12 protein-coding genes are annotated in these 12,455 nt (G+C 64.2%); 11 read left to right on the top strand and 1 reads right to left on the bottom strand.

The features are described 5' to 3' along the window. The first annotated feature begins 344 nt into the window (after positions 1–344). A complete protein-coding gene (locus ABIC75_RS13320) occupies positions 345–905 on the top strand; it encodes a TIGR00645 family protein (RefSeq protein WP_354014338.1) in 561 nt (186 codons plus the stop codon). Between the two features lie 146 nt (positions 906–1,051). Here the strand turns inward: ABIC75_RS13320 and ABIC75_RS13315 are convergent, their stop codons facing one another. Beyond that, positions 1,052–1,987, bottom strand: a complete 936-nt coding sequence (locus tag ABIC75_RS13315) for a carbohydrate kinase family protein (protein WP_354014337.1) — start codon at positions 1,985–1,987, stop codon at positions 1,052–1,054. A 282-nt stretch (positions 1,988–2,269) separates the two neighbouring features. Here ABIC75_RS13315 and ABIC75_RS13310 point away from each other — a divergent pair, with 282 nt between their 5' ends. The 10 genes from ABIC75_RS13310 to lipB all read left to right on the top strand — a co-directional run bounded on the left by ABIC75_RS13310 (position 2,270) and on the right by lipB (position 12,451). Next, entirely contained in the window at positions 2,270–3,316 is a 1,047-nt protein-coding gene (locus ABIC75_RS13310) for a rod shape-determining protein (protein WP_204635946.1), read from the top strand. 22 nt (positions 3,317–3,338) lie between these two features. Further along, positions 3,339–4,337 carry a rod shape-determining protein MreC gene (mreC, locus tag ABIC75_RS13305; RefSeq protein ID WP_354014336.1) on the top strand — a complete coding sequence of 333 codons (999 nt, stop codon included), beginning with the start codon at positions 3,339–3,341 and terminating at the stop codon, positions 4,335–4,337. After that, on the top strand, positions 4,334–4,819 hold the full coding sequence (gene mreD / locus ABIC75_RS13300; RefSeq protein WP_354014335.1) for a rod shape-determining protein MreD: 486 nt from the start codon (positions 4,334–4,336) through the stop codon (positions 4,817–4,819). Before mreC ends, mreD begins: the two co-directional genes overlap by 4 nt. A gap of 4 nt (positions 4,820–4,823) precedes the next feature. Further along, a complete protein-coding gene (gene mrdA / locus ABIC75_RS13295; protein WP_354014334.1) occupies positions 4,824–6,839 on the top strand; it encodes a penicillin-binding protein 2 in 2,016 nt (671 codons plus the stop codon). Further along, entirely contained in the window at positions 6,836–7,954 is a 1,119-nt protein-coding gene (gene rodA / locus ABIC75_RS13290) for a rod shape-determining protein RodA (protein WP_354014333.1), read from the top strand. Before mrdA ends, rodA begins: the two co-directional genes overlap by 4 nt. Positions 7,955–8,096: 142 nt before the next feature. Further along, the gene (gene mltB, locus ABIC75_RS13285) at positions 8,097–9,125 is read left to right on the top strand and encodes a lytic murein transglycosylase B (protein ID WP_354014332.1); all 1,029 of its coding nucleotides are present in this window, start codon (positions 8,097–8,099) and stop codon (positions 9,123–9,125) included. After that, on the top strand, positions 9,122–10,057 hold the full coding sequence (locus tag ABIC75_RS13280) for a septal ring lytic transglycosylase RlpA family protein (RefSeq protein ID WP_354014331.1): 936 nt from the start codon (positions 9,122–9,124) through the stop codon (positions 10,055–10,057). Before mltB ends, ABIC75_RS13280 begins: the two co-directional genes overlap by 4 nt. Before the next feature lie 58 nt (positions 10,058–10,115). After that, the gene (locus ABIC75_RS13275; RefSeq protein ID WP_354014330.1) at positions 10,116–11,348 is read left to right on the top strand and encodes a D-alanyl-D-alanine carboxypeptidase family protein; all 1,233 of its coding nucleotides are present in this window, start codon (positions 10,116–10,118) and stop codon (positions 11,346–11,348) included. A 13-nt stretch (positions 11,349–11,361) separates the two neighbouring features. Beyond that, positions 11,362–11,652 (top strand): YbeD family protein, encoded by a 291-nt coding sequence (locus ABIC75_RS13270; protein WP_354014329.1) that lies wholly within the window; start codon positions 11,362–11,364, stop codon positions 11,650–11,652. Between the two features lie 130 nt (positions 11,653–11,782). Beyond that, positions 11,783–12,451, top strand: a complete 669-nt coding sequence (lipB, locus tag ABIC75_RS13265; protein ID WP_354014328.1) for a lipoyl(octanoyl) transferase LipB — start codon at positions 11,783–11,785, stop codon at positions 12,449–12,451. Positions 12,452–12,455 lie beyond the last annotated feature (4 nt).

The raw sequence follows: 12,455 nt of genomic DNA, 5'->3' as shown, positions 1-12,455 counted from the left end.
ACTCGGAAGTGAAACGCAGCTGCGCCGATGGTAGTGTGAATCCTCATGCAAGAGTAGGTCACCGCCAGGGGCTTTATCCCTCAAACGCCTTCCCACACGGGAAGGCGTTTGTCTTTGCGCGAACCCAAAACTTGGACGAGTGGCGCGGTGGGATTTGGACGGCCAAACTCTGGACGTCTAGACGCAGTCGACATGGATTCGGGCTTTGGTGATCGCGGTTGGCCTGAGGGGGCCGTGGTCAGTGCGCGCAGCTTGCCTGAGCCTGAACGAATACGCGAAGTGACATGCCGTTTGTCGCATGAATTTGCGAATATCGGTAGCCCACCATCGACAATGTGATGCGCATGACGACTCCTCAGAAGAGCCGCCTCGGTCCGCTTTCCTATCTGATCTTCTCTTCCCGCTGGCTGCAGCTGCCGTTGTACCTCGGCCTGATCGTCGCCCAGGCGATCTACGTGGTGCAGTTCGTGCGCGAGCTCTGGCATCTCGTCGATGCCACGCTGTTCGGGCATTTCGACGCAAGCGCGACGGCGGAGAGCGCCGAAACGACGATCATGCTCACCGTGCTTGGCCTGATCGACGTGGTGATGATTTCCAATCTGTTGGTCATGGTGATCGTGGGCGGTTACGAAACGTTCGTGTCGCGCTTGAAGCTCGAAGGCCATCCCGACCAGCCCGAATGGCTTTCGCACGTGAATGCGACGGTGCTGAAGGTGAAACTGGCGATGGCGATCATCGGCATTTCGTCTATCCACCTGCTTGCCACCTTCATCAAGGCAGCTTCGCTCGATGCGCAAACCATCAAATGGCAGGTGCTGCTGCATCTGGCGTTCGTGGTGTCTGCGCTCGCGCTCGCTTTTATCGACCGCATCATGCAGCCGGGCGAGAAGGCCGCGGCGCACTGACCAGGCGATGCGCGAATCATTTCCATCGCGGCCAAGAAGATGCGGCCACTGCGCCTCGAGCGTTCGCACGCGCTGAAAACGAACGAGGCCTCCGTATAGGAGGCCTCGTCGTATCAATTCATCCGAATTGCGGTTAAGGCGAACGATCAGTCGATCGCGTAACCAAACTGTTCTTCGAATTCCTTGGAGAATTGCGCGTAGTCGAAGCGCTGGTTCTGCGTGCCCGGGTGCTCAACCTTCAGCGCACCCATCAGCGAGGCCATACGGCCCACGGTCGGCCAGTCCTTGCCCTTCATGATGCCGAAGATCAGACCGGCGCGATAAGCGTCGCCGCAACCCGTGGGATCGACCACCTGGCGCTCGCGTGCCGGCGGAATCTCGTGCGTGGTGCCTTCGGTATAGATCTGCGAGCCGCGCGGCCCCAGCGTGACGATATAAGCCTTCACGCGCGAGGCGATCTCCTGCGCGCTCCAGCCGGTGCGCTGCTGCAGCAATTGCGACTCGTAGTCGTTGACGATCACATACGTCGCCTTTTCGATCATCGAGCGGAACTCGGCTCCGTCGAACAACGGCATGGCCTGACCCGGATCGAAGATGAAGGGCACTCCGCGCGCAGCGAATTCATCGACGTGCTGCAGCATGGCGTCGCGGCTGTCCGGCGCCACGATGGCGAAGCTGATCTCCGGAATGTCGCGCACGTGGTTGGTGTGCGCGCTCAGCATGGCGCCCGGGTGGAAGGCGGTGATCTGGTTGTTGTCCAGGTCGGTGGTGATGAAGCACTGCGGCGTGAACTGGTCATCGAACACGCGCACGTAGTCCATGCGGATGCCGCACTTTTGCATATGGGCCTGGTACGGGCCGAAGTCCTGGCCCACCGTTGCCACCGGCAGCGGATCGGCGCCCAACAGCTTGAGGTTATAGGCGATGTTGCCCGCGCAACCGCCAAATTCGCGACGCATACGGGGCACCAGGAACGACACGTTCAGGATGTGCACCTGGTCGGGCAGGATGTGATTCTTGAACTGGTCCTGGAACACCATGATGGTGTCGTAGGCAAGCGATCCGCAGATGACGGCTGACATGATGCGAGGATGATCCCTGGCAGATGAATAGGCAGTCCGGGCAGCGTGACGCCAGCCTGGCTCAAAGTTCCCGATCATACCGGGAACTTGGGCCGGCCGCGACTTTCTTGCGGGCCACGGCGGATTCGGAAGAACCCGCAAAAGCCACAAAAAGAACGCACGAAAGTCTCATATCACAGCGTAAACAAAGGCTTTCTTAACGAGAATGTCCTTGCGGTCCTGTGGGTTGCTGACTAGACTGGCGCGCTTACTTTTTAGCCACAGCCGGCACGCGGCGGACCCATGTTCAAGAAGTTTCGCGGATTTTTCTCCAACGATATTTCGATCGACCTCGGCACGGCCAACACCCTTATTTATGTAAGGGGACAGGGTATTGTGCTGAACGAACCATCGGTGGTTGCTATCCGCCAGGACCGTGGTCCGGGTGGTCCTCGTGCCGTGGCCGCCGTAGGTACCGAGGCCAAGCGCATGCTGGGCCGCACGCCGGGCAACATTGCCACGGTGCGTCCGATGAAGGATGGCGTGATCGCCAACTTCTCGATGACCGAGGCGATGCTGCAGCACTTCATCAAGCAGGTGCACAAGTCGCGCATGCTCCGTCCGAGCCCGCGCGTGCTGGTCTGCGTGCCTTGCGGCTCCACCCAGGTGGAGCGTCGCGCCATCAAGGAATCGGCCGAAGGCGCCGGTGCGCGCGACGTGTTCCTGATCGAGGAGCCCATGGCAGCTGCGATTGGCGCCGGCATCCCGGTGCACGAGGCGCGCGGCTCGATGGTGCTGGACATCGGCGGCGGCACCTCCGAAGTGGCCGTGATCTCGCTTAACGGCATCGTCTACTCGCAGTCCGTGCGCGTGGGCGGCGACCGCTTCGACGAGGCCATCATCAACTACGTGCGCCGCAACCACGGCACGCTGATCGGCGAATCCACTGCCGAGCGCATCAAGCTCGAGATCGGTTGCGCCTTCCCGCAGACCAACGTCAAGGAAATCGAGATTTCCGGCCGTAATCTGGCGGAAGGCGTGCCGCGCATGTTCACCATCAACTCCAACGAAGTGCTGGAAGCGCTGCACGAGCCGCTGTCGGGCATCGTGGCCGCGGTGAAGTCGGCACTCGAGCAGACGCCGCCGGAACTGTGCTCCGACGTCGCCGAGCGCGGCATCGTGCTCACCGGTGGTGGCGCGCTGCTGCGCGATCTGGATCGCCTGATCTCCGAGGAAACCGGCCTGCACGTGCAGGTGGCCGACGAGCCGCTGACCTGTGTGGCCCGTGGCGGTGGCAAGGCGCTGGAGCTGATCGATCAGCACGGCAGCGATTTCTTCGCCCCGGAATAAACCTAGCGACAGGGGTTAGGCCATGGCGCTTGCGCGCGAGGAATCCTCGCCCCTGTTTGCCGGTACCGTCGCCGGTACCCTCAGGCTCATTCTTTATCTTGCGCTGGCCATGGTGCTGATGGTGCTCGACCATCGCAACGGTTGGATCTGGCGCCTTCGCTACGCCACCTCGGTGCTGGTGGAGCCGGTGTATCGGCTGGCCAGCTTGCCGGCTTCTGGCATGCACACGCTCAGCGTGGCCTTCGCCGACCGCAAGATGCTTACCGAGCAGAACCAGCGCCTGCGCGAAGACCTGCTGCTCGCCAACGCCAAGCTCAACCGCATGGCGGCCGTGGCCGAGCAGAACGAGCGCCTGAAGCAGCTGCTCGACACGCAGCACAGCCTTGACCTCAATGTGCAGCTGGCCCGCGTGATCGACGTGGACCTGGGCTCGTATCGCCATCGCATGCTGGTGAACGTGGGTTCGCACGATGGCGTGAAGCCCGGGCAGGTGGTGATCGATGCGCACGGCGTGATGGGGCAGGTGGTGGAAGTGATGCCGCGTACCTCGCTGGTGATGCTGGTGACCGATCCTGATCACGCCATTCCGGTGGTGGTCGAGCGCACGGGTCTTCGCACCGTGGCCTACGGCACGCGTGATGGCGACCTGCTGAGCCTGCCGAACATCTCCATGGCAGCCGACATCCATCCGGGCGACAAGTTGCTCTCATCCGGCCTGGGTGGGCGTTTCCCGCCTGGGTTCCCCGTGGGCGAGATTCGCAGCGTGGAACCGGCGGCCTCGGGCATGTTCCTGGAAGGGCGCGCACGTCCCACCGCCGATCTGGATCGCAGCGACAACGTGCTGCTGCTGCACGATCTGGCCGAACCGGCCGGGCCGCCTGCACCGGCTGCCCCCGTTGGGCCGCCGGCCGATCTCGCTCCCGCACCGTCCGCCAGCACGGCCGCGCCACCGCGTACCGATGCGACGCCGGCGCAGACACAGACACCGCAAGCCACCACGAATCCACCGGTGCAGCCATGAGCAAATCACGCGTCAGTCTGATTTGGTTCGTGGGCACATTGGTGTTCGCCGTGCTGTCGATGCTGATTCCGCTGCCAGCGCCGTTGCAGCCGTTCAAGCCGTATTGGCCTGCACTGTTCCTGCTGTACTGGGCATTGGAGTCGGGCGAGCGCGTGACGCTGGGCCTGGCCTTCATCATCGGCCTGTGCGCGGACCTGCTCGACGGCGTGTTGCTGGGCGAGCAGGCCATGCGCTTGTGCGCGCTGGTGTTCATCGTGCTGCGCTTCCGCTCGCGCCTGCGTTTCTTCCCGATGTGGCAGCAGACCCTGGCTGTGCTCGCTTTGCTGTTGAACGACCGCGTGCTGCTGCTGATCGTGCGCACCTTTGCCGGCGACGCCTTGCCGCCGGCAACCTGGTGGATCTCGCCGTTTGTCGGCGCCGCGCTGTGGCCGTTCCTGTTCCTGCTCATGGACGACCTGCGCATGCGCCTGCGCATCCAGTAACGCCATGGCCCTGCGGCGACGATCCATCAAGGACACGCGTGGCGAAGCCGCGCTGTTCCGCGTGCGCGCCATGGTGGGCTTCGCCCTGATCCTGTTGGGCCTGGGCGTGCTGGTGGCGCGTTACCAATACCTGCAGGTGCAGCGCCACGACGAATTCGCGCTGCGCTCGGAAAACAATCGCGTGAAGCCGCGCGCCATCCCGCCCGCACGCGGCCTCATCTTCGATCGCAACGGCGTGCTGCTGGCCGACAACGTGCCGGCCTTCCGCCTGGAAGTGGTGCCCGAGCAGGTGAAGGACATGCCGGCCATGCTGGCCGCGGTCCGCGAGGTCATACCGCTGGATGATGGCGACATCGATGCCTTCAGGAAGCAGCTCAAGCAGAACCGGCGCTTCGACAGCGTGCCGTTGAAACTGCATCTCACCGAAGACGACATCGCGCGTTTCGCCATCAACCGTTGGCGGTTCCCGGGTTTGGACGTGGTGCCATATCTCACCCGCCGTTATCCCTACGGTGCGTTGTTTGCCCATGTGGTGGGCTACGTCAGCCGCATCGATGCGGATGACATGGCGCGCCTGGATGCCGATCGCTACAAGGGCACCAGTCATGTGGGGCGCAGCGGCCTGGAGCGTTCGTACGAAGACATGCTGCACGGCGAGCCCGGCTATGAGCTGGTGGAAGTGAATGCCGATGGCCGCGTGCAGCGTGTGCTGGAAACCCACGCACCCACGCCGGGCAAGAACCTCTATCTGAGCATCGACGTTCGCGTGCAGAAGGCGGCCAACGATGCATTCGAGGGACGCCCGGGTTCGTCGGTGGCCATCGATCCGCGCAATGGCCAGGTGCTGGCCATGGTCAGTGTGCCGAGCTTCGATCCGAACCTGTTCGTCAACGGCATCAGCAAGGCCGACTACACCGGCTACATGAATGCCGAAGACAAGCCGCTGCTCAATCGCGCACTCAAGAGCGCGTATCCGCCGGGCTCGACGGTGAAGCCGTTCCTGGCGCTGGGCGGACTCGAGCTGGGCATTCGCCGGCCCGAGGACACCGTGTTGTCGACGGGCGAGTTCTGCATACCGGGACAGCAGCGTTGTTATCGCGATGACGTCCGCGGCGGCAACGGCACGGTCAATATGATTCGCGCCATCCAGCTATCGACCAACACGTATTTCTACAAGCTCGCGCTGGACATGGGCATCGATCGGTTTGCCAACTGGATGGGCAGCCTCGGCTTTGGCAAGAAGACCGGCATCGATTTGCTTGGCGAAGCCGAGGGCATCCTGCCGTCGCGCGAGTGGAAGGCCACGCGCAGCAAATATCCGTGGTTCCAGGGTGAAACGGTCATTGCCGGTATCGGCCAGGGCTACTGGAACGTCACCGCGTTGCAGCTGGCACACGCGACCGCCACGTTTGCGGGCCACGGCACGCCTTACTCGCCACGACTGGTGATGGCGACGGCCGCGGTGAAGGAACGCCCGACGCCCCTGCCAAATCCGCCCGCCGGACCGTCGGTGATCCGCAAGCCCAATGACTGGAACGTCGTGAACGAGGGCATGGAAGCGGTGGTGTACGGCGTGGGCGGTACGGCGCAACAGGCCGGCGTCTTCAAAGGATTTCCGCTTCGAGTCGCAGGCAAGAGCGGCACGGCGGAACGTTTCTCTCGCCGCAGCAACGAGTACGACACCAACAAGAACCTGGCCTATCTGGCGACGCGACACCGCGCATGGTTCATCGCTTACACGCCCACCGATGCGCCACGAATTGCCGTGGTGGCGATGCTCGAGTCAGGCGCCTGGGGCGCTGCGGATGCCGGTCCCATCGTGCGCAAGGTGATGGAGGCGTGGCTTGCCTCGACTGGCGGTCCCGTGCCGCCGTCGAACACGCCGGAGGGCGGTCCTGCCGTGCCGTCCAGTGTCTCCGAATTGCCTGAGGACACACCGGTCGCCACGCCGGCCGATCTATCTGCCATGCCCGCCGACAGCTCCAGCACGGCGCCACCTGACGACGGAGGCAACCCGTGATCGACGAGCTCCAGGCGCGCCTTGTGCGCTTCATCCGTCGCGTGATGACGCGGCCGCGCATCGACATTCCGCTCGCCTTCGGCCTGATCGTGCTCGCCACCGTGGGCCTGGTGACGCTGTACAGCGCCAGCGGCGGCAACATGGCGATGATCGGCGGGCAGGCTGCGCGCTTCGTCATGGGCGGCGTGCTGGTGATGCTGATCTCGCGCATTCCGCCGCAGACCTTGCGCACCTGGACGCCATGGCTCTTCGCCGGCAGCGTTTTCCTATTGCTGGTGGTGGCCGGCATCGGCGAGATCCGCAGCGGGTCCAAGCGCTGGTTGAACCTGGGCGTCATGTCGTTCCAGCCGTCCGAACTGCTCAAGCTCACCATGCCGATGATGGTGGCGTGGTACCTGCATCCGCGGCAGTTGCCGCCGAGTTGGAAGGACATCATCACCGTAGGCATCCTCATCGCGATTCCGGCGGGCCTGATCGCGGAACAGCCGGATCTGGGCACCGCCTTGCTGGTGTCCGCCGCCGGTGCGTTCGCGTTGTTCCTGTCGGGCATGCGCTGGTGGAAGATCGGCAGCCTGCTGGCCGTGGTGGGCGGCATGATCCCGGTGGCCTGGCACTTCCTGCACGAATACCAGCGCAATCGCGTGCGCACGCTGCTCGATCCGGAATCCGACCCTCTCGGCAACGGTTGGCACATCATCCAGTCGCAGATCGCCGTGGGTTCCGGCGGCGTGTTCGGCAAGGGCTGGCAGCACGGCACGCAGTCGCGCCTGGACTTCCTGCCCGAACACACCACCGACTTCATCTTCGCCGTGTTCTCCGAAGAATTCGGCCTGGTCGGCGTAATCGGCGTGATGCTGCTCTACGCCTTCATCATCGGCCGCTGCCTGTGGATTGCGATGGAGGCGCGCGACACGTATTCGCGCCTGCTCGCGGGCGCCATCGGCATGAGCTTCTTCGTGTACGTGTTCGTCAACGGCGGCATGGTGGCCGGCATGTTGCCGGTGGTGGGCGTGCCGATGCCGTTGATCAGCTATGGCGGCACGTCGGCGGTGTCGTTGCTCACGGGCTTCGGCGTGCTGATGTCGATCTACGCGAACCGGAAGATTCACAAGTAAGCGCGCCTTCGTCGTTCCGCCGGTGGCGCGGTGCCTGCATCGGCGGCACCGGCATGCGTTGAAAAGTCACGGCAAAAGGCCGGTTTTCGTCTCATCGCGTGCTAGGCTTGCCGCGTAGCCGTTTTCGACAGCGAAGTCATTCATGCCCTCGATTCCCGCGTCGCTCCCGACTCGTCGCCTCGTTGCCACGCTGGGCCTCCTTTTCGCCACGGCATGCATGCCGGCCCTCGCAGAAACCCATCCCGGACAGGGTCAGCTGGTCAGCGAAGTGGCCCGCGATACGGGCAAGAGTGCGGCGTCGCTCAACAGCTTGCTCGATGGCGCGAAAAAGCAGCAGGGCATCCTCGATGCCATCAGCCGGCCCGCCGAAGCCAAGCCGTGGAAGGATTACCGGCCGATCTTCCTCACGCCCCAGCGCATCAACGACGGCATCGCGTTCTATCGCGAGCATCGTGCCTTGCTGGAAAGCATCGGCAAGCAATACGGCGTGGCGCCCGAATACATCGTGGCCATCGTCGGCGTGGAAACCTCGTACGGACGCATCACTGGCAAGTACAAGGTGCTCGATGCGCTGGTGACGCTGGGCCTGTATTACCCGCCGCGCGCCACGTTCTTCCGCGAGCAGCTAAAGACGCTGCTGGAGCTGCCGGACAATCACCTGGCAGGTCCCGTCGATACGCTCACGGGTTCGTATGCGGGTGCGCAGGGCTGGGGACAGTTCATGCCGTCCAGCATCCGCGACTTCGGCGTGGATGCCGATGGCGATGGCCGCATCGATCTGAAGAATTCGCTGCCCGATATCTTCGCCAGCGTTGCCAACTACTTCGCCAAGCATGGCTGGCAGACCGGCGGCCTGGTGGCCGCGCCGGCGCAGGCCGATGGCGCCGCCAAGCCCATAGCCGTCAAGGACTCCAAACCGCAATGGCCGCTCGAGCAGCTCGAAGCATGGGGCTATGCGCCCATGCAGTCGCTCAATCCCGGGCAGCCGACCAGCCTGCAATCACTGCAGGGTGCGGACGGCATGGAGTACTGGTTCACCTTCCAGAATTTCTATGTGATCACCACCTACAACCGCAGTCCGCTCTACGCGCTGGCGGTGCACCAGCTGGCGCAGGCGATCGCGCAAGGGGCCAACGGCCAGGGAACCGACAGGATGGAAGCCACGCAATGACTTGGCGGCTCGCGCTGCCACTCCTGCTGATGGCGCTGCTGGCCGGTTGCAGTGGCGGCAAGACCCGTCCTTCGACGAGTCAGGGCGCGTCCTCGCGTGGCCCTTATTCGTCCGGCGGCAGCGGATCGTCGTCACGCGGCGGCGTCAATGACGACACCAGCCGGCCGCAGAGCAGTCGCTATCGCGATGACGTGGACAGCGTGCCGCAGGGGCCGCCGCCGGAAGTCATCGCCAAGCTGCCCGAGCCGGTGCCGAAGGTGGAACCGCGCGCGCTCTATGGCAACAAGTCGCCGTACACCGTGCTGGGCCAGACCTACAACGTGCTGGCCTCGCCGAACGGTTACGTGGAGCGCGGCATCGCCTCGTTCTACGGCAACAAGTTCCACGGGTACAAGACGTCGAGTCTCGAGGACTACGACATGTACCAGTTCAGCGCTGCGCACAAGACGCTGCCTATCCCCAGCTATGCGCGCGTGACGAACCTGGAGAACGGCAAGAGCGTGATCGTGCGCATCAACGATCGCGGCCCGTTCCACGAGAACCGCGTGATCGATCTTTCCTACGCCGCTGCCGTACGCATTGGCGTGTGGCCGAAGGGCACGGGCCTGGTCGAAGTGCGTGCCATCGATCCGTCGCAGCCGCTCACGGCGCAAACCTTGCCGCCGCCACCGCCTGCGCCTAAACCTGCCAGCCCGGGGCCCGGTATTTATCTGCAGGTGGGCGCATTCTCCGACGTGGTCAACGCCGAACGCGTGGCGCAGCAGCTGCGCACCGCGAATTTTGCGCCGGTACAGGTGGTGGATGCCCAAATCAACGGTCGCAATATCCGGCGCGTGCGCGTGGGTCCGCTTGCCAGCGTGGACCAGGCCGACGATGTGACCTCGCGAATCGAGGGCATGGGGCTGCCCAGGCCGCAGGTCGCGGTAGACTGACGTATTGAAATTCTTGCGGCGCCCTGGCGTCGCGATTGCCATTGGACCGAATCGAACGATGAACCTGATCCGCCGTACCCTCTCCTCGCTCGCCGTCGCCGCTCTGGTCGTCGGCACCGCCGTTGCCCAGCAGACGCCGCCCAAGCCCGCTCCGGTGCCGCGGCCGGTGACGCCGGAGGCCCCGGTGCCGCCGCCGCCGGACGTGGACGGCAAGAGTTGGGTGCTGATGGATTACGCCACGGGCCAGGTGCTGGCGTCGAAGGAACCCGACCTGCGCGTGGAGCCGGCCTCGATCACCAAGATCATGACCGACTACGTGGTCTCGGCCGAGGTCGCCAATGGCAAGGTCCACATGACCGACCCGGTGAACATCAGCGAGAACGCATGGCGCAGCGGCGGTGCAGGCACCGACGGTTCCACCAGCTTCCTCAAGCTCAACAGCCAGGTGCCGCTGAAGGACCTGCTGTACGGCCTGATCATCCAGTCCGGCAACGATGCCGCCATCGCACTGGCCGAGCACACCGCCGGCTCGGAGCAGGCGTTTGCCGGCCTGATGAACGGTTACGCCAAGCAACTGGGCATGACCAACACGAATTTCGAGAACGCGTCGGGCTATCCGATCCCCAATCACTACTCGACGGCGCGTGACATCGCGATTCTTTCGCGCGCGCTGATCCACGACTTCCCCGAGGACTATGCGATCTCGGCGATCAAGGACTTCGAGTGGAACGGCATCAAGCAGCACAACCGCAACCTGCTGCTGTGGCGCGACCCGACCGTCGACGGCATCAAGACCGGCCACACTGCGGCCGCCGGCTTCTGTCTGGCCGCCTCGGCCAAGCAGGGCGACGCACGCATGATCGCCATCGTGATGGGCTCGACCAACGAGAAGACCCGAGCCGACGCCGCCATGGCGTTGATGAGCTACGGTTTCCGTTTCTATGAGACGCACAAGTTGTATGACGGCAACAAGCCGCTGGCGACGCCGAAGCTGTGGAAGGGCCAGTCCAACCAGCTGCCGCTGGGCGTGGCGGATAACGTTCTGGTGACGGTAAAGCGCGGCGATTACGACAAGCTGCAGGCCACCATGGACGTGCCGGCCACGTTGATCGCGCCGTTCACCAAGGGCCAGCAGGTGGGCACGCTGCGTGTCACGCTCGATGGCCAGCCGGTGCAGAACGTGCCGCTCATCGCGCTCGCCGACGCGCCGCAGGCCGGTTTCTTCGGTCGCCTGTGGGACAGCATCATGCTGTGGTTCCATAGCGACAAGAAGCCCGACGAGAAGAAGTGAGGGAGGTGCACTGATGCGCGATATCGACTCCATCGAAGCCCAGCAAGAAGGCCAGGGTTTCCAGTTTCCCGGCGAATTCGAAATCACCGCGATGGGTAATGCCGCCGTGGACCTGAAGGCCCGCGTGCCGCAGATCCTGGAAGGCATCGGCCTGCATGTGCTGCATGAGACGGTGAAGCACCGTCACTCGCGCGAAGGCAATTTCATCTCGGTGACGGTGAGCTTCCGCGCCGAGACGCGCGAGCAGTACGACGAGGCGCACGCCTCGCTGCGCGCCGACCCGGACATCCGCTACACGCTGTGACAACCCCGGGGCGCCCTGGCGCCCCATGGGCTGGCGGGCCGACCGTACCCGCCGGCAACGGTGACTTCCAGCCCTTGCAAGGGCCCTCGCACGGCCGCAGATAATCAGCTCCGCTCCCAGGCCATTCCCCATGTCCCTGCCGCTCAAAGTTCGTCGTCTCGGTCGCCAGCCCTACGAGGCGACCTGGGAGGCGATGAGCCAATTCACCAATAACCGTGGCACCGACACGCCCGACGAACTCTGGCTGCTCGAGCACGACCCGGTATTCACGCTCGGCCAGGCCGGCAAGACCGAACACGTGCTGGCGCCGGGCGATATCCCGGTGATCCACGTGGACCGCGGCGGCCAGGTGACCTATCACGGTCCCGGCCAGATCGTGGCTTATCCGATGATCGACCTGCGCCGCGCCGGCGTCAGCGTGCGCGAGCTGGTCCACAAGATCGAGCAAGCCATCATCGACACCATGGGGCACTGGAACATCGGCGCGGACCGCCTGGAGGGCGCTCCGGGTGTGTACGTGGCGGGCGCCAAGGTGGCGGCGCTGGGGTTGCGGGTGCGCCGCGGCTGCAGCTTCCATGGCCTGGCCTTCAACGTGAACATGGACCTGGAGCCTTATCACCGCATCAATCCCTGTGGCTACAAGGGTTTGGAGGTCACGCAGGTGCTAGACTTGGGTGGTCCGTCGCGCCTGTCGGATGTCGAGGACGCCCTGGTGGAGGAGTTCTGCCGCCAGTTCGGATTCGTCGCCGAGGCGGCGCCCCCCATACTCCCTGAACTACCCGCTCGCGTAGCGGTCTGAGCTT

Origin of the sequence: Dyella japonica (assembly GCF_040545895.1) — a bacterium.
Taxonomy (GTDB): Bacteria; Pseudomonadota; Gammaproteobacteria; order Xanthomonadales; family Rhodanobacteraceae; genus Dyella; species Dyella japonica_D.
This window is presented reverse-complemented; position numbering and strand designations above follow the sequence as displayed.